Origin of the sequence: Allokutzneria multivorans, from assembly GCF_039537405.1 — a bacterium.
GTDB lineage: Bacteria > Actinomycetota > Actinomycetes > Mycobacteriales > Pseudonocardiaceae > Allokutzneria > Allokutzneria multivorans.
In genome coordinates this window covers 184,837-208,192 of sequence record NZ_BAABAL010000003.1, presented here as the reverse complement: position 1 = coordinate 208,192, position 23,356 = coordinate 184,837, and the positions used below count along the sequence as shown (strand labels likewise).

General features: G+C 69.9%; 22 protein-coding genes and 1 pseudogene. 15 read left to right on the top strand and 8 right to left on the bottom strand.

All coding sequences use genetic code 11. The features are described from left to right. Nucleotides 1-8: 8 nt before the first annotated feature. Nucleotides 9-368, bottom strand: coding sequence for a hypothetical protein (locus ABD798_RS01195; protein ID WP_344870537.1), 360 nt, complete (start codon nt 366-368; stop codon nt 9-11). Nucleotides 369-1,142: 774 nt separating this feature from the next. Further along, nucleotides 1,143-2,309 carry an FAD-dependent oxidoreductase gene (locus ABD798_RS01190; protein WP_344870536.1) on the bottom strand — a complete coding sequence of 389 codons (1,167 nt, stop codon included), beginning with the start codon at nt 2,307-2,309 and terminating at the stop codon, nt 1,143-1,145. A gap of 449 nt (nt 2,310-2,758) precedes the next feature. Between ABD798_RS01190 and ABD798_RS01185 the strand changes: the two genes are divergently transcribed. From ABD798_RS01185 to ABD798_RS01165, 5 genes are all read left to right on the top strand, one after another. After that, nucleotides 2,759-3,520 carry a DeoR/GlpR family DNA-binding transcription regulator gene (locus ABD798_RS01185; protein ID WP_344870711.1) on the top strand — a complete coding sequence of 254 codons (762 nt, stop codon included), beginning with the start codon at nt 2,759-2,761 and terminating at the stop codon, nt 3,518-3,520. A gap of 68 nt (nt 3,521-3,588) precedes the next feature. Further along, complete coding sequence (locus tag ABD798_RS01180) at nt 3,589-4,938, top strand: ABC transporter substrate-binding protein (RefSeq protein WP_344870535.1); 1,350 nt, start codon at nt 3,589-3,591, stop codon at nt 4,936-4,938. Nucleotides 4,939-4,946: 8 nt separating this feature from the next. Beyond that, the gene (locus ABD798_RS01175; RefSeq protein ID WP_344870534.1) at nt 4,947-5,894 is read left to right on the top strand and encodes a carbohydrate ABC transporter permease; all 948 of its coding nucleotides are present in this window, start codon (nt 4,947-4,949) and stop codon (nt 5,892-5,894) included. Continuing rightward, nucleotides 5,894-6,730, top strand: a complete 837-nt coding sequence (locus tag ABD798_RS01170) for a carbohydrate ABC transporter permease (protein WP_344870533.1) — start codon at nt 5,894-5,896, stop codon at nt 6,728-6,730. Before ABD798_RS01175 ends, ABD798_RS01170 begins: the two co-directional genes overlap by 1 nt. Then, a complete protein-coding gene (locus ABD798_RS01165; RefSeq protein WP_344870532.1) occupies nt 6,730-7,725 on the top strand; it encodes a zinc-dependent alcohol dehydrogenase family protein in 996 nt (331 codons plus the stop codon). The genes ABD798_RS01170 and ABD798_RS01165 overlap by 1 nt, the downstream gene beginning before the upstream one ends. A 319-nt stretch (nt 7,726-8,044) precedes the next feature. Here the strand turns inward: ABD798_RS01165 and ABD798_RS01160 are convergent, their stop codons facing one another. Continuing rightward, nucleotides 8,045-8,392: a DUF6247 family protein gene (locus tag ABD798_RS01160; RefSeq protein WP_344870531.1), complete on the bottom strand. Its 348-nt coding sequence runs from the start codon at nt 8,390-8,392 to the stop codon at nt 8,045-8,047. Nucleotides 8,393-8,497: 105 nt separating this feature from the next. Between ABD798_RS01160 and ABD798_RS37165 the strand changes: the two are divergent. Further along, nucleotides 8,498-9,100 (top strand): annotated as a pseudogene (locus ABD798_RS37165) (AfsR/SARP family transcriptional regulator); the annotation flags it as partial. 24 nt (nt 9,101-9,124) lie between these two features. Here the strand turns inward: ABD798_RS37165 and ABD798_RS01150 are convergent. Together ABD798_RS01150 and ABD798_RS01145 are read right to left on the bottom strand one after the other, a co-directional pair. Then, the gene (locus tag ABD798_RS01150; RefSeq protein ID WP_344870529.1) at nt 9,125-9,532 is read right to left on the bottom strand and encodes a class I SAM-dependent methyltransferase; all 408 of its coding nucleotides are present in this window, start codon (nt 9,530-9,532) and stop codon (nt 9,125-9,127) included. Between the two features lie 36 nt (nt 9,533-9,568). Next, nucleotides 9,569-12,430: an AfsR/SARP family transcriptional regulator gene (locus tag ABD798_RS01145; protein WP_344870528.1), complete on the bottom strand. Its 2,862-nt coding sequence runs from the start codon at nt 12,428-12,430 to the stop codon at nt 9,569-9,571. Between the two features lie 103 nt (nt 12,431-12,533). On the opposite strand from ABD798_RS01145, the gene ABD798_RS01140 reads away from it, so the two are divergent. Beyond that, on the top strand, nt 12,534-13,784 hold the full coding sequence (locus ABD798_RS01140) for a hypothetical protein (RefSeq protein ID WP_344870527.1): 1,251 nt from the start codon (nt 12,534-12,536) through the stop codon (nt 13,782-13,784). Between the two features lie 181 nt (nt 13,785-13,965). Here the strand turns inward: ABD798_RS01140 and ABD798_RS01135 are convergent, their stop codons facing one another. Both ABD798_RS01135 and ABD798_RS01130 read right to left on the bottom strand, forming a co-directional pair. Next, nucleotides 13,966-14,316, bottom strand: a complete 351-nt coding sequence (locus ABD798_RS01135; RefSeq protein ID WP_344870526.1) for a hypothetical protein — start codon at nt 14,314-14,316, stop codon at nt 13,966-13,968. Nucleotides 14,317-14,332: 16 nt separating this feature from the next. Next, nucleotides 14,333-14,722 (bottom strand): RidA family protein, encoded by a 390-nt coding sequence (locus ABD798_RS01130; protein WP_344870524.1) that lies wholly within the window; start codon nt 14,720-14,722, stop codon nt 14,333-14,335. 72 nt (nt 14,723-14,794) lie between these two features. Between ABD798_RS01130 and ABD798_RS01125 the strand changes: the two genes are divergently transcribed. Next, nucleotides 14,795-15,697, top strand: a complete 903-nt coding sequence (locus ABD798_RS01125) for a LysR family transcriptional regulator (RefSeq protein ID WP_344870523.1) — start codon at nt 14,795-14,797, stop codon at nt 15,695-15,697. On the opposite strand, the gene ABD798_RS01120 is transcribed toward ABD798_RS01125, so the two are convergent. Further along, entirely contained in the window at nt 15,664-16,455 is a 792-nt protein-coding gene (locus ABD798_RS01120) for a class I SAM-dependent methyltransferase (RefSeq protein ID WP_344870522.1), read from the bottom strand. The two genes, ABD798_RS01125 and ABD798_RS01120, sit on opposite strands and share 34 nt — an antisense overlap. 164 nt (nt 16,456-16,619) lie before the next feature. On the opposite strand from ABD798_RS01120, the gene ABD798_RS01115 reads away from it, so the two are divergent. The 7 genes from ABD798_RS01115 (at nt 16,620) to ABD798_RS01085 (ending at nt 23,329) form a co-directional block, all read left to right on the top strand. After that, on the top strand, nt 16,620-17,249 hold the full coding sequence (locus ABD798_RS01115) for a hypothetical protein (RefSeq protein WP_344870521.1): 630 nt from the start codon (nt 16,620-16,622) through the stop codon (nt 17,247-17,249). A gap of 48 nt (nt 17,250-17,297) precedes the next feature. Further along, nucleotides 17,298-17,969, top strand: a complete 672-nt coding sequence (locus ABD798_RS01110; RefSeq protein ID WP_344870519.1) for a hypothetical protein — start codon at nt 17,298-17,300, stop codon at nt 17,967-17,969. 43 nt (nt 17,970-18,012) lie between these two features. Continuing rightward, nucleotides 18,013-18,978, top strand: a complete 966-nt coding sequence (ligD, locus tag ABD798_RS01105; RefSeq protein ID WP_344870518.1) for a non-homologous end-joining DNA ligase — start codon at nt 18,013-18,015, stop codon at nt 18,976-18,978. 103 nt (nt 18,979-19,081) lie between these two features. Next, on the top strand, nt 19,082-20,131 hold the full coding sequence (locus ABD798_RS01100) for an LLM class flavin-dependent oxidoreductase (RefSeq protein WP_344870517.1): 1,050 nt from the start codon (nt 19,082-19,084) through the stop codon (nt 20,129-20,131). Then, a complete protein-coding gene (locus tag ABD798_RS01095; RefSeq protein ID WP_344870516.1) occupies nt 20,128-20,736 on the top strand; it encodes an FMN reductase in 609 nt (202 codons plus the stop codon). Before ABD798_RS01100 ends, ABD798_RS01095 begins: the two co-directional genes overlap by 4 nt. Nucleotides 20,737-21,030: 294 nt before the next feature. Then, nucleotides 21,031-21,600: a DinB family protein gene (locus ABD798_RS01090; protein ID WP_344870515.1), complete on the top strand. Its 570-nt coding sequence runs from the start codon at nt 21,031-21,033 to the stop codon at nt 21,598-21,600. Between the two features lie 199 nt (nt 21,601-21,799). Continuing rightward, nucleotides 21,800-23,329: a TROVE domain-containing protein gene (locus ABD798_RS01085; RefSeq protein WP_344870514.1), complete on the top strand. Its 1,530-nt coding sequence runs from the start codon at nt 21,800-21,802 to the stop codon at nt 23,327-23,329. Nucleotides 23,330-23,356 lie beyond the last annotated feature (27 nt).

Genomic DNA, 23,356 nt, shown 5'->3' with positions numbered 1-23,356 from the left:
GTCTCGACTCAGGTGCGGTGCGTGACGCAGACGCTCGGGACGTACCGACCCGAGTAATCGCCCGCAGCGAGCTTGATCAGCTTGTCGGTGCTGCCACCGCAGTACCTGCCCGGCCCGTTCAGCATCGTCAGCTTCGAGCACGAGGACTTCACCGTCGTGCCCGCGGCGAGCTTCGGGTGGACACCGTGGCCGACGGGGTAACCGTGGTCGTCGACGATCGGGGCGGAGTGCCCCTCCTTGACCTTGATGGAGCACTCGGCCTTGGCCGCGAGTTCGGTGGTCACCGCGTTCGAGGGGCTGGCGACGGCGGTGCCACCGACGATGAGCGCCGAGGCGATGAGGCCGCCAACGGCCAGGGAGACCTTCATGATGCGCATAACTTCCCTCTCACTGTGATGCCGGGACCGAGATAGCCCCGTGATCCGACGTCACAATGAAGCCACACGAATGCACACCAGCACGGCACCCAATTCGATCGAGTTTCGACTCAACCAATCGCAGCCAGCCGGAAGACGCAGGTAGACGGCCCGCGGCCCACGCTCACACATCCCGTTTCAGCAGTTCAGCACACTCCGCCACACCATTCGGTGAATGCCGGACATGGTGCGCACACGTTCGGGATGGCCCGAAAAATGAATCGCGATAGCGTTTCCCATCGCGCACCCTTCGCGCGCACCCCGGGGATGCTTCAACGCACGGAACAGCCCGGCGAACGGAACCGGGTTCGCCAGTCTTCAAGACCCCCAAACCCCCACCTTGGCGGTCTCCAACTACAGCAAACCCCTGGGGCGCAGAAGTAGGTGGCGGTTAGCGATGATCAAGAGCGGGGTTCGCCGGTCTTGAAGACACCCGCTCCACCGACGTGACCGGACCGCGTCCGTTCACCAGCAGGCTCAGCGCCACAGGGACTCAACGAGCGGAAACGCCGGTCAGGCCAGGCGCTCCTGAGCGGGCGAGGGTGGCTTTCGCACGCCGGGGGAACCCCCACTTCAACCATCGCTCAGCCGCACATGAGGAGGCGAGCCCGAATCGTGGGCTGGGCGGAATTCGTTTCAGTCCGCGACCACGTGCGCCCAGTTGTCGTGTACCCAATGTGGCATTTGTTTCGTCAGACGCAACATGTGTCACATTGGGTACGAACGTCAGGGGTTGGCTCGGGGGGCGTAGGGCTTGGTGGTGCGGGTGGTCGAGGCGGAGGCGAACGCGTAGGCGAGCATCTCGTTCTCGTACTCGGCCTTGGCGCGCGCGAGGGGGATGCGGCGGCGGGCCACGTCGATGAGGCGGTGGCGCAGGACGGCGGCGTCGCGGAGGGCGATGTTGGCGCCCTCGCCGCGACCGGGCGGGACGGTGTGCACGGCGTCGCCGAGGAGGGTGACGTTGGTGGCGCTCCACCGCTCGACGGGGCGGGCCATGCGCATCGGCATGCCGACGGTCTCGGCGGGATCGCCCTCGGCGATGATCCGCTGGAGCGCGGGGTGCCAGTCGGCGACGAGGTCGCGCGCGGCCCAGTGCGGGGACAGCCCGCCGGGGTTGCCGTGCAACGAGATCGACCACGACAGGTAGTCCGGGACGGCGGTCAGGCCGGGGACGCGGCGCACGCGGCAGGTGGCGACGGACATGGACGCGCCGTCGGGACCGAGCACCCTGGAGACGGTGTCGACCAGGATGTCGGGCAGCCACGACGCGGAGTCGGGGCGCAGGACGGTCCGGCCGCGCAGCGAGTAGCCGACGACGTCGAACTCCGCGTCGGGCACCACCTGGGGGCGCACGATCGAGTCGGTGCCGTCGGCGCCGACGAGCAGGTCACCGATCATGGTGAGGCCGTCGGCGAACTGCGCGCGCACGCGACCGCCGCTGACCTGGTCGAAGCCGGTGAGCGTCCGGCCGAACTGGACGCGGTCGCCGAGCCCGGCGAGCAGGATCTCGCGCAGCGTCAGCCGGTTCAGCACGTAGCCGGAGTCCGCCCTCGGCAGCGGTTTGGCGAACTTGGGCTCCAGATCGGTGGTCAGGAAGGTCATCAGCGTGGCCGGAGCGATCGAGGAGCGCTCGCACAGCTCGATGAGCGCGCCGGGGAGGCAGTCGCGCAGCGCGCGCTCGCCGTCGGCGTTGACGACCATCCGGTAGCCCTGGTCGCCGTCGCGCACGCTGGCGTGGCGCTCGAAGACGGTGACGCCGATACCGGCCTTGGCAAGGCCCTGGGCCAGGCACAACCCGCCGATCCCACCACCGGCGACGAGCACGTGCAACGGCCGGGGCTGGCTCTCGGCCGGGTGCGTCGTCGCCAGCTGCTGCGGCGGCGGTTGCTGCATCACGGACACCTCTCTTGCGGGGTCGGCAAACCATAGCGAGATCGGCGTAACCCGGGCGGGTGAGCACGCCGCCCGGTCGCCCAGGTGCGACGACCGGTTATTTCCCACCTCACGACGCTGTGCGGTGCCGCCGAACGAGTGGCGGGAACGGACGGAGGGTGACCGGGACGGCCCGATCGTGGCGCCGGGGCTTGCCTGGGTGGGGCGAAAACGACCAGGAATCGGGCGGAACGGGCGGAGCACCGGCGCGGTACGGGCAGCGCGGTCGCCACCCGCGGCATCAGATGCCTGATCAAGCCTGGTAGCGCTCTCACGAACCGGGCAGAATTCGGGCGTCACCGAAGCGGGTGTGGCACTGGCCACACACCGCACCCGGTGTTAGACCTATCCCCAGCCCGAACGGGCAGTGCCGAAGTCCGAACGGTCACGGGGGCGGAGGGATCGTGCAGATGCAAGCCGAGGAGCGCAAGCGCCGGATCCTGGCCAAGGCCCGTGCCGACGGCAAGGTCGACGTCATGGAGATCGCCTCCGAGCTGGCGGTGGCCCCCGAGACCGTGCGCAGGGACCTGCGCGCGCTCGGCGAGCACGGCCTGGTCCGCCGCACCCACGGCGGCGCGTTCCCGGTGGAGAGCGCGGGCTTCGAGACCGGGCTGGAGTTCCGCTCCGCGTCGATGGTCCCGGAGAAGCGCAGGATCGCCCGCGCGGCGGCCGAGCGGCTCGACGACGCCGAGACGGTCTTCATCGACGAGGGCTTCACCCCGCAGCTGATCGCGGAGGCGCTGCCGACGTCCCGGCCGCTGACCGTGATCACCGCGTCGCTGCCGACCGCGGCGGCGCTGTCCACCTCACCGTCCACCACGGTGCTGCTGCTCGGCGGCCGGGTCAGGGGACGCACCCTGGCCACGGTCGACCACTGGGCGCTGCGGATGCTCGCCGACATGGTCATCGACCTGGCCTACCTCGGCGCCAACGGCATCTCGCGGGAACACGGGCTGACCACGCCGGACCCGGTGGTCAGCGCGGTGAAGGCGCAGGCGGCCCAGGTGTCGCGGCGGCGGATCTTCGTCGGCGTGCACACCAAGTTCGGCGTCGCCAGCTTCAGCCGCTTCGCCGCCGTCCCCGACTTCGAGGCGATCATCACCGACAGCACGCTCACCCCGGCGGAGGCGCACCGCTACGCCGCGCTCGGGCCGAAGGTGATCAGGACCTAGGAACCGCACGCACACGGGGCCGCCGCGCGCGGACGGCCCTCGCTCCGCCCTGCCCGGAAGGAAAGACAATGACGTCATTCACGCGGCTGGCCGCCGTCGGACTCGCCATCGCGGTGAGCACGACGGCCTGCGCGGGGGCCGGGGGCATCGGCGACCCGGACGACCCCGAGTCGATCAACGTGCTCATGGTCAACAACCCGCAGATGCTGGACATCCAGAAGCTGACCGCCGAGCACTTCACCAAGCGCACCGGCGTGAAGGTGAACTACACGGTGCTGCCGGAGAACGACGTCCGGGACAAGATCAGCCAGGACTTCACCAGCCAGGCGGGCCAGTACGACGTGGCGACGCTGAGCAACTACGAGGTCCCGATCTACGCCAAGAACAACTGGCTGGAGCCGCTGGACTCCCACATCGCCGCCGATCCCGGCTTCGACCAGCAGGACGTGCTGGAGCCGATCCGGCAGTCGCTGACCGCCGCCGACGGCAAGGTCTACGCGCAGCCGTTCTACGGCGAGTCCTCCTTTCTCATGTACCGCAAGGACATCTTCGCCGCGAAGGGCATCACGATGCCGGAGCGCCCGACCTGGCAGCAGGTCGCGGAGGCCGCGGCGAGGGCCGACGGCGCCGAGCCCGGCATGAAGGGGATCTGCCTGCGCGGCCAGCCCGGCTGGGGCCAGCTGATGGCGCCGCTGACCACCGTGGTGAACACCTTCGGCGGCACCTGGTTCACCAAGGACTGGCAGGCGAAGGTCGACTCGCCGGAGTTCGTCGAGGCCACCAAGTTCTACGTGGACCTCGTGCGCGAGCACGGTGAGGCCGGTGCCCCGCAGGCCGGGTTCGCCGAGTGCCTCAACAACATGACCCAGGGCAAGGTCGCCATGTGGTACGACGCCACCTCGGCGGCGGGGCTGCTGGAGGCGGCCGACTCCCCCGTCAAGGGCAAGCTCGGCTTCGCGCAGGCGCCGGTGGTCAAGACCAAGAGCTCCGGCTGGCTCTACACGTGGGCCTTCGCCGTGCAGAAGGCCAGCAAGAAGCACCAGGCGGCGTGGAAGTTCCTGTCCTGGGCCTCCGGCAAGGACTACGAGCGCGTCGTCGGCCTGGCCAAGGGCTGGTCGAGCATTCCGGACGGCAAGCGCGCCTCCACCTACGAGCGGCCGGAGTACCTCAAGGAGACCGGGTCCTTCGCGGAGCAGACCAAGATCGCGATCTCCTCGGCCAACCCGCGCGACCCCGGGCTGCAACCCAGGCCCGCCAACGGGATCCAGTTCGTCGGCATCCCCGAGTTCACCAACCTCGGCACGCAGGTCTCCCAGGAGGTCAGCGCCGCCATCGCCGGGCGCGGCTCCGTCGAGGACGCACTGCGCGCGGCACAGCGGCTGGCCGACAAGGTCGCGGCGAAATACCGGAAGGGGTAGGAGTTCCCATGGTCACCACCGTCTCCTCCGTGCAGACGCCGCCGAAGAAAGCGCCCCCGAAGCCGCCGAGGGGGCTCAGCTCGGCCGCGCGCTGGGCAAGGCGCGCGCCGCTGCTGCCCGCGCTGATCTTCACCATCGCCGTGACCCAGCTGCCGTTCGTGGCGACGCTGATCATCTCCTTCACCCAGTGGAACTCACTGGCTCCGGAGAACCGCGGTTTCGCCGGGCTGGACAACTACATCGCGGTGATCACCGACCCGAACCTGCGGTCCTCGGTGCTGACCACGGTGCTGCTGACCGCGAGCGTCGTGCTGATCAGCCTGGTGCTCGGCCTCGGCATCGCGCTGCTGCTGGACCGCAAGTTCCGCGGCCGGGGCCTGGTGCGCACCATGATGATCGCGCCGTTCCTGGTGGTCCCGGTCGCCGCGGCGCTGCTGTGGAAGCACGCGCTCTACAACCCGGAGTACGGGCTGTTCAACGGCGTGCTCAAGTGGATCTTCGGTGAGGGCGCCGCGCAGCCGGACTGGATCAGCACGATGCCGCTGACCGCGGTGATCGCCGCGCTCGTCTGGCAGTGGACGCCGTTCATGATGCTGATCCTGTTGGCAGGACTGCAAAGCCGCCCGCAGGACGCGGTCGAGGCGGCCTTCATCGACGGCGCCAGCGGCTTCCAGGTCTTCCGCTACCTGACGCTGCCGCACCTGCGCCAGTACCTGGAGCTGGGCGGGCTGCTCGGCTCGATCTACATCGTGCAGAACTTCGACGCGGTCTTCACGATCACCTCGGGCGGGCTCGGCACGGCGAACCTGCCGTACACGATCTACCAGACCTTCTACCAGGCGCACGACTACGGCCAGGCGTCCGCAGCGGGTGTCGTCGTGGTGATCGGCTCCATCCTGATCGCCAGCTTCGCCCTGCGCGCGGTGTCCTCCCTGCTCCGAGACGAGGCCAAGTGATGAACACGACGCTGATGAAGCGGTCCTGGAAGCCTTGGGGCGCACTGGCTTGGCTTTCCGGCATCCTGTTCGTGCTGCCGGTGTTGTGGATGGTGCTGACCTCGCTGCACACCGAGTCCGACGCGGCCACCAACCCGCCGTCGCTGTTCGCGGGCCTGTCGTTGCAGGGCTACGAGGAGTTCTTCGGCGCCAGCACCGGCCAGAGCCCGTGGCCACCGCTGATCAACTCTGTCAGCGCGAGCGTGGGCTCCACCGTGCTCGTGCTGCTGCTGGCCGTTCCCGCCGCCTACGCGCTGTCGATCCGGCCCGTGCAGAAGACCTCCGACGTGCTGTTCTTCTTCCTCACCACCAAGATGCTGCCCATGGTGGCCGGTCTGCTGCCGATCTACCTGATCGCCCAGTACAGCGGCCTGCTGGACAACATCTCGTTCCTGGTGGTGCTCTACACGTCGATGAACCTGCCGATCGCGGTGTGGCTGATGCGCTCCTTCCTCGCGGAGATCCCGAAGGAGATGCTGGAGGCCGCCGCGCTCGACGGCGCCGGGCTGATCACCACACTGCGCCGGGTCGTCGCGCCGGTCGCCGTCCCCGGCATCGCCGCGACCGCGTTGATCTGCTTCATCTTCAGCTGGAACGAGCTGTTGTTCGCCCGCGTGCTGACCGGTGTCGTCGCCGGGACCGCGCCGGTGTTCCTCACCGGCTTCGTCACGAGCCAGGGCCTGTTCCTGGCCAAGATGTGCGCGGCGGCGACGATCGTGTCGCTGCCCGTGCTGATCGCCGGATTCGCCGCCCAGGACAAGCTCGTCCAGGGCCTTTCGCTAGGAGCCGTGAAGTAGTGAGAGCCGCCGTCATCACCGCGCCCGGCGAGGTCGAGGTCACCGAGGTGCCCGACCCCGCTCCGGGTGCGCGCCAGGTCGTCGTGAAGGTCTCGGCCTGCGGGCTGTGCGGCACCGATCTCCACATCCTGCAAGGGGAGTTCGCGCCGACGCTGCCCGTGGTGCCCGGCCACGAGTTCGCGGGCGAGATCGTGGAGATCGGCAGCGCGGTCACCGAGCTGGCCATCGGCGACCGCGTCGCGGTGGACCCGTCGCTGTACTGCCACGAGTGCCGCTACTGCCGCGTCGGCCGCAACAACCTGTGCGAGCGGTGGGCGGCGATCGGCGTCACCACCGCGGGCGGCGCCGCCGAGTACGCCGTGGCTCCGGTGGCCAACTGCGTCAAGCTCCCCGATCACGTGCGCACCGAGGACGCAGCGCTGATCGAGCCGCTGTCCTGCGCCGTGCGCGGCTACGACATCCTGCGTTCGCAGCTGGCCAGCCGCGTGGTGATCTACGGCTCCGGCACCATGGGGCTGATGATGCTGGAGCTCGGCAAGCTCACCGGCGCGGCCAGCATCGAGATGATCGACGTCAACCCCGAGCGCCTGGAGACCGCGCGGCGCCTCGGCTGCACCGCCGCCGCCGCCAGCGCCGACGAGCTGGACCGGCCGGAGGGCTGGGACGTGGTGATCGACGCGACCGGCAACGAGAAGGCCATCCAGGACGGCCTCGGCCGCGTCGCCAAGGGCGGGACCTTCCTCCAGTTCGGCGTGTCCGACTACTCCGCGCGCGCCACCATCGAGCCGTACAAGATCTACAACCAGGAGATCACGATCACCGGCTCGATGGCCGTGCTCCACTCCTTCGAACGCGCCGCCGACCTGTTCGCGGCGGGCGCGCTCGACCCGGAGATCTTCATCAGCCACCGGTTGCCGCTGGGCGACTACGTCTCCGCCCTCGACGCCTTCAAGCGCGGCGAGGGCCGCAAGATCCAGGTCCTGCCGGGGGCGTGAGCACCCGGTCTCCACGGATAGGGCTCGCGGTCCGACCTACCCCCAGGGGTCGACCGCGAGCCCTTTCCCTTGCGGCTCAAGGGCTCAGTAGAACTGAACCCGCCAGACGACCACTCGCACCACGCAGTCGTGAACCGTGTAGCAGACGACTCCGTGGCTTCCTACGTCGCCGTAGTAGAGATCTTCCTTCGGCATGTAGCGCCCCGCTCTATGCGGATCGTTCACCAACTGCCGACGCTTCCGTTCGAAGGCGGCCTTCGCAGCGGCTGGCGCGCTGTCAACGTCGCCTTGGCGACCTCGGCAATGATCACCTCGTAGGTCACGACGGCTCACCTTCGTCGTAGATCGGAGCCGGGCTCAGACTGGACTCGTCTCCCGCGCGGTAGCGCGCGATCGCGGCGTCCACCTCCGGGTCCGGGTTGCTGACGCCCCAAGCGGCGGGCCACCACGCCATGACGACCGCCGAGAGTCGCTCGACGTCGTAGTCCTCGGCAGTCTTCTCCAGCGCCGCACGGAACTCGTCCTCGAAGGCCGTGCGCGTCTCACCGCTGAGCGCCGCCCAGACCGCCGGGCCGGTCTTCGCCACCTCCACGTGCTTCTCGCCCGTCATCCCATCCTCCTGTAGCTCGTCGCGGCACATCCTGCCGCCGAGCAGCGCGAAACTCACAGCGCTTCTGCCTGGGCAACGGGCACTTGCCGACACGTTCGCCCGGACGTGCGTGGGACGCAGCCGGTTAAGTGGCGGTTAAGGCCGCTCTTCGAGGCTCTGACCATGCGTTTTCGCGTTCTGGGTGCGATCGGGGTCGAGGGGTCGGCGGGGCGGCCGGGGCTGGGTGGGCCGAAGCAGGCGACGGTGCTGGCGGCACTGCTGCTGCGGGCGAACCGGCTGGTCAGGGTGGAGTCGCTGATCGAAGCGCTGTGGGGCGAGGACGTGCCGCCGACGGCGGTGGCGACGGTCCGGACCTACGCGTGGCGGCTGCGGCGGAGCCTCGCGAGCGCCGAAGAAGGAGGCGCGCAACGGCTCGTCACCGAAGCGTCCGGGTACCGAATCGTTGTGGGGCAAGGAGAACTGGACCTCGACGAGTTCCGCCGCCTCACCGGAGAGCGCGCGGTGCGGCGTGCGCTGGAGCTGTGGTCGGGACCGGCGCTGGCGGGCGCGGCGGGGCGGCGGATCGAGGCCGAAGCGGCGCTGCTGGAAGAAATGCGGCTGGTGGCGGTGGAGAACTCCGACGAAGCCCTGCTGCCGGAGCTGCGCGAGCTGGCGCGGGCGCATCCGTTCCGCGAGCGGCTGCACGGGCGGCTCATCGCGGCGCTGCACGCGAACGGCGAGCAGGCGGAAGCGCTCGCGGTGTACGCGGAGCTGCGGGCGGCGCTCGCGGAGGAGCTGGGCATCGATCCGTCAGCGCAGCTCCAACGGCTGCACCTGCGGGTACTTGCCGGAGAAGCCCCAGAACCGGCGGCGCCGTCGTGCACCGTGTGCGGCGAGGCCGTAGACGGACACCAGGCTCGGACCGGGAGCCGCCCAGCGGTCGAGCAGCCGCAGCCCGGCCATGCGGGCGATCACGTCGAGCACGGCGACGTGGTGCTCGGCGTGGTCGAAGGTCTCCAGCACGACGCGCCCACCGTCGGCGAGCCGGGCCCGCGCCTGGCGCAGCACCTCGATCCGGTTCTGCGTGCTGGCCGCACCGCAGATGCCCTGCGCCAGCAGCACGACGTCGAAACGCCCCTTGCCGGGAAGCTCACGCGCCCTGAGCACGCTGCCGCCCAACGCTCTGACGAACTCGTCAACTGTCCGGTTGTCCCCCATGCCGCCAAGCTAGGAACCGGCGATGGCAAGGAGATCTCACGCGCCGAGCAGCTCCCGGACGGACTCGGTCTCAGGCATCCCGCGTTCCTCCAGCCACGCCAGCGCCGCACGCCACCGAGTGATCGCTTCCGCGCGCCTGCCCAGCTCGGCGAGCGTGTGGCCGATCTCGACGTTCGTGGAGGCGATGCCGTACTCCTCGCCGCTCTCCTCGAACTCGGCGAGCGCGCGCAGCAGGTGCTCGAGCGATTCCTCGTACCTGCCGAGCCTGCGCAGCGCGGTCCCGACGCCCCGCACGCAGCGCGCCGCCCCGCGCGGATCACCGGCTTCCCGGATCGTGGGTTCGGCGAGGGCGAAGGCGCGCATGGCCTCCTCGTGCCGCTCCAGCCCGTCGAGGGAGTCGCCGACGATGCTCTGCGCCATCGCCTCGGCCCAGTCGTTGCCCAGCTCCCGCCAGGTGCCGATGGCACGCTCCAGCACCTCGATCGACTCCTCGTAGCGCTTGGCGAGCTTCAGCAGGATGCCCAGGTTGTGCAGCACCAGCGCGGTGATGCCCGGCTCGTCGCGCCGCTCGGCGATGGCGAGGGAGCGCCGGTAGCACCCCTCGGCCTCCTCCAGCGTCCCGGTCTCCTCCAGCGCCATCGCGAGGTTGCCGAGCGCGACGAGCTGCCCGCGCTCGTCGGCGGCGGCCTCGGCGACCGCGAGCGATTCCCGTTGGTAGCGCGTGGCTTCGTCGTAGCGGCTGGCGCCGTGGTGGGCGAGGCCCAGGTTGCTCAGCATGCGGCTCTCCGCGTGCGCGTCCCCGAGTGCGCGGGCGGCGGCGAGCCCGGCCTCGGCGACCTCGAGCCGGGCCCTGAAGTGCTTGGCGCGGTCGAGGTGCGGCACGAGCGCGAGCGCGATCTTCCACGTCAGCTCGCTGGCCCCGGCGGCGAGGGCGACCGCGACCGCGTTCTCCTCCTCCGTGCCGAGCCAGGCGTTGGCGCTCGCCGCGTCGGCGAACTCCGGCTCCTTGACGGCTGCCGTCAAGGAGGGCAGTTCGATGGCCGCCAGCTGTCCGGGCATGGCCGCCGACACCGCCGCGCACACGGCGTGCAGGTACCACAGCGACAGCGTCTCCCGGAGCGCTCCGGTGTCGTCGACCTGAGCGGCCAGCTCGGCGGCGAACTCGCGGAGCAGGTCGTGCATCCGGTACCGGCCGGGCCGGGGTTCCTCGACGAGGTGCGCCTCCACCAGCACCGCGAGCACACCGTCCACATCGGACTCGACGAGGCACGCGGCGGCATCGGTGCCGAACGTCGGCCCGGGGATCACGCTGAGGCGGCGGAACAACACCCGCGCCGCTTCGGGCAACGCGTAGTAGGACAGCGCGAACGCCGATCGCACGGCGGCTCGCGGGTCCCCGGGAATGGCCAGCTCGGAGAGCCGGCCCGCGCGCAGCCTGGCCACCATGCCCGCGACGTCGAGGCCGGGGTGCAGCAGCAGGTGCGCGCTGACCACTCGCAGCGCCAGCGGCAGGCCGGCGCACTGCTCAGCGAGTTCCCGTGCCGCAACGGGATCGGCGTCGATCAGCGCGGAGCCGACGATGCGGCGCACGAGCAGAACCGACTGCTCGGCGTCGAGCACTCCGGCCGCGATCGGACGCGCTTCGTTGAGCGCGACCAGTCCGCCGAGGCTGCTGCGACTGGTCACGAGCACGCCGCAGCCGGTCTCGCCGGGCAGCACGGGCCGGACCTGCTCGGCGTCGCCCGCGTTGTCCAGCACCAGCAGCACGCGCCTGCCCTTGAGCCTGCTGCGCAACGCCGCCGACGCCTCGTCGGGGTCGGCGGGCACCGACTCCGGCTCCACACCGAGCGCGCGCAGGAACCGGCCCATCGCCTCCGCGGGAGCCATCGGCGGCAGTTCTCCGTGGCCGCGCAGGTCCACGAACAGCTGACCGTCCGGGAACCTGTCCGCAATGGAGTGTCCGAAGTGGACGGCGAGCGCGGTCTTGCCGATCCCGGCCTGCCCGGAGACGACGGCGAGCGGCGCGGGGCCGGAGAAGACCTCGGCGAGCCGCTCCAGCTCGCGCTCGCGACCGGTCAGCACGGTCGTCCCGGCAGGCAGCTCCGCCGGACCGTCCGAAGTGGACTGAACGCTGACGATCTCGCCGATGGGCACGGCAGCGAGGATCTGGGCGTGCCGCTCGCGCAACGCCTCCCCGGGCTCGACCCCGAGCGAGGACACCAGGATCTCCCGCGCCGCGCGGTAGGCCTCCAGCGCGTCGGCCTGCCGCCCGGCCCCGTACAGCGCGGCCATCAACCGCACCCAATGTCCTTCGTTGAGCGGCTGTTCCGTGGTCAGCGCGCGCAGTTCGCCGACAGCTTCGGCGAACTTCCCCGTGCCGAGCAACGCATCCGCCCGGTACTGCCGAGCCGACCAGCTCAGCTCGTCGAGCCGGACGTGCTCGGCCGCCAACTCCTCGCCCTCAGGCACATCGGAGAAGGGCTGCGACCGCCACAGCGCGACCGCGTCGTCCACCAGGGCCAGCGCCTTGCGGTGCTCACCGCGATCAACGGCGGCGCGCGCGGCGAGCACCAGTGACTCGAAGCGCATCGTGTCCGCGTCCCCGTCGGCGACGCTGAGCAGGTAGCCGCCGGGCTTGGTCGCCAGTGCCCCGTCCCCAAGGAACTGACGCAGTTGGTGCACGAAGACTTGCAACGCGTTGGCCGCGGAGTTCGGCGGGCGCTGAGCCCACAGTTCGTCGATGAGCCTGCTCGACGAGACGAATCGGTTGGCGTGCACGATCAGCAGCGCCAGCACGGTGCGCTGCCGCCCGGAGCGCAACACCCGCCAGCCGTCCTCCGCGCGCACTTCGAGCGTTCCCAGCAACCGGTACCGCGGCGGATGAGTCCATGTCCCCACGGCTCAAGCCTAATGCTGCTCGGCTCCAATCAGATTGTATAAAGCGAGTATGGCAGGCGTTTAGCGTCGCGGATCTCGGTTCCCGGAGTGAAAGGACCGCGCCGTGCCCCTGCCGCGCATCTCGAAACTGCTGTCCGTCGTCGCACTCGCCGGGGCGGTGTTCGCCACCCCCGGGGACCCGTGGGTGGCACTCGACAACCAGTCCAAGGAGTTCGGGAAGTTCCTCACCGGAGTCGACTTCGACGCGCCGAACAGCGGCTGGGCGGTCGGCGACCACACCGACCACGGCAGCGGCAAGACGACCGCGCACATCCGGCGGTGGGACGGCGCGAAGTGGGCCGATTCCGCCATCGGCGACCTCGCGGGCAAGAGCGCGTCGCTGAGCCAGGTCGCCGCCGTCAGCGGGACTGACGCGTGGGCGACCGGAGTCCCCGTCGCCGCGCCGGAAGCACGCAAGGCCACGCGCTCACCCCGGCCGCACTCCCCGCTGCCGTACCGTGACGAACAGCGCCGGTTCCAAGCGGGCAAGGCGGTGGCTGCGGGAACGCCGTACGTGCTCACGCACTGGGACGGGCAGCAGTGGACCTCGGTCGCGGCGCCTGAGCCCGGCGCGGACAAGAGCGCGCTCGTCACGGATCTGGAGCGGATCGGCGATCACGCGCTGGCGGCGGGTTTCGAGCAGAAGGCCGATCCGGAGACCGGCGCGCCGTCGGAGCAGACGCCGTTCCTGGACCGCTACGCCGGGGGCAAGGTGCAGCGACTGGAGCTGCCCGCGCAGCTGACCGCCAAGCCCAGCGCGGTGTTCAGCGTGACCGGCAAGAACGCCGACGACGTGTGGATCTCCGGCGCCTTCCTCGCTCCGGAGAAGGACACGCCCTACGCGGCGCACTGGGACGGCAAGGCGTGGACGCTCAGCGAGCTGCCGGTCACCGCTGAGTTCCCCAACGGCTGGAACGCCGACCAGATCACCACGATGGGCGGCACCGTCTACGTCTCCGGCCGCTCGCTCTACACCGACGGCACGCTGACCACCGGCTACCGCTACGACGGCAAGGCGTGGACGGAGTGGACCGACCGCGGCCTCGCCGAGATCAACGACCTGTCGGTGAGCGCGGACGGCAGCGCCATGGTCGCGGGCGGTTGGCCGAGCCAGGGCAGCAACATCAGCCAGTACGCGAGCTTCGACGGCAGGGCGTGGACCAGCCACGAGCAGCCCGCCGTGCTCGCGGGCAAGGACGGCCAGGTCCTCAGCGTCGCCCACGTCCCGGGCACCGACCGCGCGATGGGCGTCGGCTACACCAACGACGACAGCGAGTGGGGCGGCACCTACTACATCACCGCCAGCAAGCCCTGAACCCCGCCGCGGCGGCGGTACGCGGTGCCCCCAACACCGCACCCCTCGACACCGCCGCCGCGGCCTGCTCAACGTCCCTTGATCCCTGAATGACTCATTGAGGTACTTGAGCGCCCTCAATGAGTCATTCAGCTACCTCAACGCACTGAATGAGTCATTCGGGTACTCGGGCGAGCGCGGGTCAGGGGCGGGATTTGGCCAAGCGGACGAGCTTGGGGCCGGTGGGGCCGACCTCGATCAGGCCGTCCTTGGGGCCGCCGAGCGCGGAGGAGATCTCCGCCAGGAGCGCGGTCATCAGCTGCTCGGCGGCCTCGTGGCTCTCCGCGCGGCCGATGACGTACTCCTCGCCGGGATCGCCGAGCAGCCGCGCCAGCACCACGAACCGGTGCGCGGCCAGGACCGTGGTCCCGGCGGGCGGGTGCTCCTTGTCCACGCGCACGGCCATCACCAGGTCGGCGCGCACCACGCCCCGGTCCTCCACGGCCAACCACACCTGGGGCGTGGCCGGCGACGGCATCTCACGCCAGCTCATGCCTCGACGGTAGCCCTCACGCGGCCGGAACGCGCGCGTCCACCTCGATCTCGATCTTCATGCGGGGGTCGGCGAGCCCGCACACGAGCATGGTCGCCGCGGGCCGGACCGCCGCGAAACGGCCGCGCAGCACGGGCCAGCACGGTTCGAAGTCGGCGCGGTCGGGCAGCAGGTAGCGCACGCGGACCACGTCGGAGAAGGAACACCCCGCCTCGGCGAGCGCGGCCCCGATGTTGTGCAGGCACTGCTCGGCCTGCTCCACGACGTCCTCGGAGATCGTCATCGTCGCGTAGTCGAAGCCGGTGGTGCCGGAGACGTGCACCCAGCCGTCCACGACCACGGCGCGGGCGTAGCCGATCTCGTCCTCGAAGCGCGATGCACTGCGGACCACTCGTCGGTTCGTCACCCGCAGCACGCTAGGTGAGCAGCACTTATACGTCCAATACCATCACTTGCCACGCGTGATATCTCTGGAAGTATGACTCGCCCCGAGCTGGCGCTGCACCAGCTGCACGCGTTCGTGGTGCTCGCCGAACTGCGTCACTTCGGCCACGCGGCGCAGCGACTGGGCATCGCGCAACCACCGCTGAGCCAGCAGATCCGCAGGCTGGAGGAACGCGTCGGTTTCCCGCTGTTCACCAGGAATCCCGGGCGGATCGAGCTGACCCCGGCCGGAGCGGAACTGCTGCCCGCCGCACGGCGCGCGCTCGACGCGGCCGAATCCGGCCTGACCGCGGCGCGACGCGCGGGCGCGGGCGAGGTGGGGCGACTGCGCATCGGCTTCGCCGCATCGCTCGCGCTGACCATTCTGCCCGGCCTCGTCCGCGCCTATCGCGAGCGGTTTCCCCTTGTGCGGACCGAGATCCACGAGATGACCACGACGCCTCAGGTCACCGCGCTGCGCGAGCGGGTGATCGACGTCGGCTTCGTCCGCGAGGTCGTCGAGGTCGCCGCCGAGCCCGGCCTCGCGTGCGAACCGATGCTGTCAGAGGGTTTCGTCGCCGTGCTGCCGACCGGCCACCCGTTGGCCGAGCTCCGCGCCGTGCCGATCTCCGCGCTGGCGGAGGAAGAACTCGTGCTGCTGCCGCGCGAGGCCGGTGCGGGCGTGCACGACCGCATCGTGAACCTGTTCCGCGACAACGGTGTCGAGCCCAGGATCGGCCAGCGGGCGGTGGAGTGGCAGACCGCGTGCGCCTTCGTCGCGGCGGGCATGGGAGTCGCCGTCGTGCCGGAGTGCGTGCGGCGGATGCGGCTCAGCGGCGTGGTCTACCGCAAGCTCGACCCCGGCACCGCGCGCACCGTCGTCGCGGTGTGCTGGCGCTCAGCCGACGAGAACCCGTTGCTGGATCAGTTCTTGGCGCTCGCGGTCACGACGAAGTAGTCGGCGAGGCCGCGGCGGTACGCCTCAAGCCAATTGCGGCCCCAGGAGTCGTGGTACCGCGTCTGCGCGACCCACGTATCGAAGCCGAGCCACACGCTGTCGCCGATGCTCTCCACGTTGACCTCAGCGAAGCCCGCGTCACAGAGATCCGCGCAGAACCGCTTGATGGGCACCGCGAAGTCGATCTCGTCGTCGATGGTCTCGATCAGCTTCGCCAGCTCGCGCGGGGACTCCTCGGTGGTGGCGAAGAACGTCGCCAGGCTGAGCCGTCCCCCGGGGCGCAGCACGCGGTGCGCCTCGGCCGCGAAGGCCCCGAGGTCCTCGAAGTGCTGGGCCGCCTCGACGCTGTAGAGCTTGTCGAAGCTGTTGTCCTCGAAGGGCATCTTCAGCGCGTCGCCCTCGCGCAGGTCCAGCAGGTCGCCGTGCACCGCGCGGGCGCGGGCGAGCTGCGCGTCGGAGAAGTCCAGCCCGACCAGCGAGGCCGGACGGAACTCGCGCAGCGTCAGCTCGGTGCCGACGGCGATGCCGCAGCCGACCTCCAGCACCGCGTCGGACTTCTTCACCTCCAGCCCGCTGACCACCTTGCGGTAGAGCGCGGCCTGGCTCCGCGTGCGCTCCTCCAAGGTGATCTCGCGGCCGAGCGGGACCGACTCCCAGTAGCCGTAGTTGATGAAGTTGCCCGAGAACAGCTCGAACGAGCCGAGATCCACTTCCCCGTACATCGCCGCGCGCTTCGCGGCCGCACCGCCGTCCGCCACCTTGTCCTCCCCACGAGTCGCCCCACAACTTAGCGGCGGGTGCAAGCCCTTCGACGATCGGCGAAGTGCCACGCCGTTCGAGCGCGGCGCACTAAGCTGCCGTCGTGAACGTGGTGCGGCGCCTACGAGTTCGCTCGTTAGAGGGACAAGTTCACGCCGTTGACGTGGACGACTCCGGCGCGGACGGCGCCGAGATCGCCCGATCGGTCACACACCCCGATCGGATCTCGCCCGCAGTGTCCTTCCGCGACGAGGACGGCCCGCTCTTCCGGCTCAAGGAGAGCGTCCTCGGCAAGGCTGTGTTCAGCAACGAGGCTCGCGGCCCGGCGGAGGAGCTGCTCGCGCTCTACTGGTCGCGCGCGATCCGGGGCCTGCGCGTCATCCAGCAGGGTGAGCGCCGCTACGTGGGCCGCGAGCGACGACGGTGGAGGCGGGTGGGGCGCAAACTGCTCGCCGTCCTCCCGCTCTTCTCCTACGAGTCGCGGTTCCTCGACTACGACTTCCGCATCGGCGGCGAGCTGGCGTTCACGGTGGAGCACGAAGCGATTGCCGAGCCGGAGGAAGCGCAGGAGGACGAGGGCGGCAGTCCCAGGCCCGGCTGGACGCACGACATCGGCTCGGCTGCCATGTCGGACGGCGTCGGCCTGGACATCGCGCTGGACACCTTCAGCGGCGGCGGGAACTTCTACGGTGTGCCCGACTTCTCCTGTCATCTCGTGCGGATCCACGACCCCGAGCTGGACGTGCGCGTCGTGCTGGGCCAGATCGTGCTGCTCGCGCGCTCTCCGCGCTGATGTCGCGAATGCCACGTGCGCGACCGCGAAGCTCGCTAGGCTTGCGTCGTGATCACGGTGCGGCGCTTGCGAGTTCGCTCGGCCGAGGGGCACTTCCAGGTCGTCGAGGTGGACGAGTCCGGCGCGGACGGCGCTGATGTCGCCCGGTCGGACGGCAGCGACGAGACCACGCCCATCACGTCCTTCAGCGACGAGAACGGCCTGCTGTTCCGGCTCAGGGAGACCCACGGCAAGTCGCTGTCCAAGCAAGAGGCGCGCGGCCCCGCGGACGAGCTGCTCGGCGTCTACTGGACGCGCACGTTCCGGGATCACCAGGTCGTCGAGCAGGACGGGCGCCGCTACGTCGGCCGCGAGCGCCGACGGGGGAAACGCTTGTGGCGCAAGCTGCTCGCCAACATCCCCTTCGTCGAGTACGACGAACGGTTCGTCGACTACGACTTCCACGTCGGCGGCACGCTCGCGTTGACGGTGGAGAGCGAACCCGTCGACGAGGCGGACCCGGGAACCGGCAAGCCAGGCTCTGGGTGGACGCACGAGATCGGTGCGACAGCCATGTCGGACGGCCCCGGTGTGGGCAGTGTGCTGGGCATGTTCACCGACGGACCCAACGTGAACGCCGCGCCGGAGGCCTCCTGCCACCTCGTGCACATCCACGATCCCGAGTTGGGCGTGCGCGTGGTGCTGGGCCTGATCGTGCTGCTCGCGCGCTCGCCGCGCTGAAGTTGCGGTTGCCTCCAGCGGGCTCGGTGGGCATGGTGTGCCGATGGCCGCTGAAGAGGTGCGCGACGAGGTCAAGCTGACCAATCTGGACCAGCCGCTGTTCGACGGAGCGGATGCGACCAAGCGTGATCTCGTCGACTACCTCGACGGGGTGCGCGAGCGCCTGCTGCCGCACTTGAGCGATCGACCGCTGTCGGTGATGCGCGTGCTGCGCGGCCAGAAACCGTTCATGCAGAAGAACGTCCCGAAGTACACGCCGGAGTGGGTGCGCACCACCTCGATGTGGGCCGAAGCGTCGAAGCGGCGGATCTCCTACGCACTGTGCGACGACCGGCGCACGCTGCTGTGGTTCGCCAACCAACGCGCCGTCGAGTACCACCCGACGCTGGGCCACTCCGTCGACATCTACCGGCCGACGCACCTCGTGCTCGACCTGGACCCGCCGGAGGGCGGTGACTTCCGGCTCGTGGTCGAGGCCGCGCGGTTGATCAAGCAGGCGCTCGCCGACTCGGGCTTGACGGGCGCCGTCAAGACCAGCGGGTCGAAGGGCGTGCACATCTTCGTGCCGGTCGACGACCACTCCCCGGTCGACGACGTGGCCGCCGCGACCAGGGCCGTGGCCGCGCGGGCGGAGCGCATCGACCCGGTGCTCGCGACCACGGCGTTCATCCGCGAGGACCGCGAGGGCAAGGTGTTCCTCGACTCCACCAGGGCCGGTGGAGCCACCGTCGTCGCCGCGTACAGCCCGCGCCTGCGTCCCGGCACCACGGTGTCGTTCCCCTTGTCCTGGAACGACCTCGACCGCGTCACGCCCGCCGACTTCACCATGCGGACCGTGCTCGACTCGCTCGGCGATCCGGACCCGTGGACCGACGAGCTCCCCCTGCCGCAACGCCTGCCCGCCGACCTCGTCGCGGAGGGCCGCACCATCCCCGTCGCCCGCGTGCAGGCCATGCACGAGGGCAAGCGCCGTGCCAAGGCCCGCGCCGCCGAAGAGGCCGAGTCCTAGAACACCGAGAGCCAGCCCGGGCTTCGGGAACAACGAGCGGAGGAGTAGGGTTGAGCACGGGTAGTTGAAAGTTCTACTACTTGGTCGAGCCCTGGGAGCTGACATGCAGTTCGGCGTCTTCACCGTCGGCGACGTCACCACCGACCCCACCACCGGCAGGACCCCGTCCGAGGCCGAGCGGATCAAGTCGATGGTCGCCATCGCGCTCAAGGCCGAGGAGGTCGGGCTCGACGTCTTCGCCACCGGCGAGCACCACAACCCCCCGTTCGTGCCGTCCTCGCCGACCACGCTGCTGGGTTACGTCGCCGCGCGCACCGAGCGGATCGTGCTCTCCACCGCGACCACGTTGATCACGACCAACGACCCGGTGAAGATCGCCGAGGACTTCGCGATGCTCCAGCACCTCGCGGACGGGCGCGTGGACCTGATGCTGGGGCGCGGCAACACCGGCCCGGTCTACCCCTGGTTCGGCAAGGACATCCGCGACGGCATCGACCTCGCGATCGAGAACTACCACCTGCTGCACCGGTTGTGGCGCGAGGAGTCGGTGAACTGGGAGGGTCGCTTCCGCACGCCGCTGCACTCCTTCACCTCCACGCCGCGCCCGCTGGACGGAAAGCCGCCGTTCGTGTGGCACGGCTCCATCCGCAGCCCGGAGATCGCCGAGCAGGCCGCCTACTACGGTGACGGTTTCTTCGCCAACAACATCTTCTGGCCCAAGGAGCACTTCCAGCAGCTGATCGGCCTGTACCGCCAGCGCTTCGAGCACTACGGTCACGGCAGCGCCGACCAGGCCGTCGTCGGGCTCGGCGGGCAGGTGTTCATGCGCAAGAACTCCCAGGACGCAGTGCGGGAGTTCCGGCCGTACTTCGACAACGCGCCGGTGTACGGGCACGGGCCGTCGCTGGAGGAGTTCACCGAGCAGACGCCGTTGACGGTCGGCAGCCCGCAGGAGGTCATCGACAAGACGCTGACCTTCCGCGAGTCTTTCGGCGACTACCAGCGCCAGCTGTTCCTGATGGACCACGCGGGCCTGCCCCTGAAGACCGTGCTGGAGCAGCTGGACATCCTCGGCGAGGAGGTCGTTCCCGTGCTGCGCAAGGAGTTCGCCGCGCTGCGCCCCGCGCACGTCCCGGCGGGTCCCACCCGATGACCACCATCGCCGTCGTCTCGGCAGGGCTGAGCGAGCAGTCGTCAACGCGGCTGCTCGCCGCCAAGCTCGCCTCGGCCACGCTCGACTCGTTGCCGCACAAAGCTTCCTCGCAGGTGATCAACCTGCGCGAGCACGCCCACGACGTGACCAACGCCCTGCTCACCGGAGTGCCGACCGGCGCGCTCGGCGGCTTGGTGCGCGCGGTCGCCGACGCGGACGCGCTGATCGCGGTCACGCCGATCTTCAACGCCTCCTACAGCGGCCTGTTCAAGTCGTTCTTCGATGTGATCGAGCCGGATTCCCTTGTGGGCAAACCCGTTCTGATGGGCGCGACCGGTGGCACCGAGCGGCACTCGCTGGCGTTGGAGCACGCGTTGCGGCCCATGTTCGCCTACCTCAGGGCCGTCACCGTGCCCACCGCCGTCTACGCGGCAACCTCGGACTGGGGCGCGGAGAGCGGCCTGGAGAGCCGGATCGCATTGGCGGGCAAGGAACTTGCCGACCTGCTCGCGCACCGTGCCCCCACCCCCAAGCCCGACCCCTACGCCGACGTCACCCCGTTCGCCGAACTCCTCAACCGGCAGGCCAGAACGCAACCGAAGTAGCCCAAGGGTTTGCGGCAGTTAACGACATCCGCGACGGGGGTTCGGCGTACTTGAAGACTGGCAAACCCCTGCCACCCACCACAGCCTCAGGAACGCAAGCCCCACCAAACCGCAAGCCGCACAACACAACCGAGGCTTTACCTGGGGTGCGCGTGCCATACGCTCTCGCGAGGGCCGGGGTTTCATCCCGTGCCCCTGCAAGGCCCAGGGGCACGCGCAAGGGGCCCCAGGTCAAGCCGAACCCACGCTGGAACCGGCGCACGGAACCAGCCACCACCCTCTAACCTGCGAGACATGACTGCCATCGCGGCCGATCTTCGGCGCTACTTCCAGGAATCGCGCGAGAGCCTGCTCCGCTCCCTCGACGGGCTCTCCGAGTACGACGTCCGGCGGCCGATGACGCCCAGTGGCACCAACTTGCTCGGGCTGGTCAAGCACCTCATCGGCATCGAGTTCGGCTACCTCGGCGACTCGGTCGGCCGCCCCGCCCCGGTTGTGCTGCCGTGGATCGAGGACGATTCGGTGTGGCAGAACGGCGACATGTGGGCGAAGGCCGACGAGAGCCGCGAGTACCTGGTGGAGCTGTACCGGACGGCATGGCGGCACTCCGACGAGTCGATCGCCACGCTCGGGCTGGACGCTCCGGCGAGCGTGTCGTGGTGGCCGGAGAAGCGAAGGAAGACCACGTTCGGGCACGTGCTCATCCGGACCGTGGCGGAAACGGCGCAGCACGCGGGGCACGCGGACGTGATCCGCGAGATGATCGACGGACGGGGCGGCGGCGGGCAGAACGAGCTCGGCGACGAGAACTGGTGGAAGGACTACGTCGCGCGCATCCAGGCCGCGGCGGAGGAACACAAATAGATTTGCGCCCCAACGACTCCTCGGTCAGGATGAACGCGAACGAGGCCCGTTGCGCAGGCGAGGGTTACTTCGGATCTTGAGGTTGCGGGTTCGAATCCCGTTCAGGCTTCGGCCTGGTAGCTCAACTGGTAGAGCACAGGACTTCTACCTTCACCGACTTGATCTCGGGCCTCGTTCGTCCATCTTTGTAGGGGGTGCCATGTCCAGGTTCAACACGTCCGGCGTGCGCGCCCACGAGGGCAGCTCGCTGTACGCGCGCGACGCGAGGACCGAGCTGTTCCTGCTGGCCGTCAGCAACATGGTCGGCCAGTACACGTTCTACGAGAGCGCCGACGAGCGCGATTCCCGTTACGCGGAACTGGTCCGCACCGTCGGACTCATCGATCCACAGTGGACGGCCCGGTTCCTGGCGTGGTTGCGGAGCGCGGCGAACATGCGCACGGCGGCCATCGTCGGCGCGGCGGAGTTCGTCAAGGCTCGCCTCGACTCCGGCGCGGTGACCGAGGGCGTCAGCAACCGCGCGGTGATCGCTTCGGTGCTCCAGCGGGCCGACGAGCCCGGAGAGCTGTTGGCGTACTGGGTTTCCCGCTTCGGGCGGTCGCTGCCGATGCCGGTCAAGCGCGGGATCGGCGACGCGATGCTGCGCCTGGTCACCGAGCGCAGCTACCTGAAGTGGGACTCGCCGGAGCGCGGCTACCGCTTCGCGGACGTCCTGAACCTCACCCACCCCCGTGCTCAGCGCGAGCTGTTCGGCTACATCGTCAAGGCGCCGCACCAGCCCGATCTGCCGATCCCGGCGTCCCTGCCGGTGTTGGCCAAGCGCGCGGAGCTGATGGCGCTGCCCGTCGCCGAGCGCGCCGCGCTGTTGGAGGACCCGGAAGCGTTGCGCGCGGCCGGAATCACCTGGGAGGCGTTGTCGGGGTGGTTGCAGGCTCCGATGGACGCGCGCGCCTGGGAGGCCGTCATCCCGTCGATGGGCCTGATGGCGCTCACGCGGAACCTGCGGAACTTCGACGCCGCAGGGGTTTCCGACGAGGTCGCCGAGCGCGTCGCGGCGCGGCTGGCTGATCCCGACGAGGTCGCGCGGTCGCGGATGCTGCCGATGCGGTTCCTGTCCGCCCATCGCGCGGCGCCGTCGCTGCGTTGGGCGTGGGCGTTGGAGAAGGCGTTGCAGCACTCCCTCGCCGGAGTGCCCGCGCTGCCGGGACGCACGCTCGTCCTGGTCGACACCTCGGGCTCGATGAACGTCCGTCTCTCCCAGCACAGCGACCTGCTGCGCTGGGACGCGGCGGCCGTCTTCGGGATCGCGCTCGCGTCCCGGTGCGCTGACGCCGACATCGTGTCGTTCTCGGCTCCGCTGAGCCGGTATCCGCAGGGGTGGCTGCCGTTCCGGCTGTCCAGCGGCGAATCGGTGCTGCGCGCCGTCGAGCGGTGGATGACCGGCGGCTACTTCATCGGTGGCGGCACGAACACCGAGGACGCGGTGCGCGCGCACTTCGCAGGGCACGACCGCGTGGTCATCCTGACCGACGAGCAGGCGACCAGCGGCGATGTCGAGCGCGCGCTGCCTGCGTCGACGCCGCTGTACACGTGGAACCTGGCGGGTCACCGCCTCGGCCACGCGCGCGGGGGTGTGCCGAACCGGCACGTGTTCGGCGGGCTGAGCGACCAGTGCTTCGCGATGATTCCGCTGCTGGAGCGGGGTGAGCGGGCCGAATGGCCGTTCTGAGCGTCCACGATGTGAGACGGGGAATCG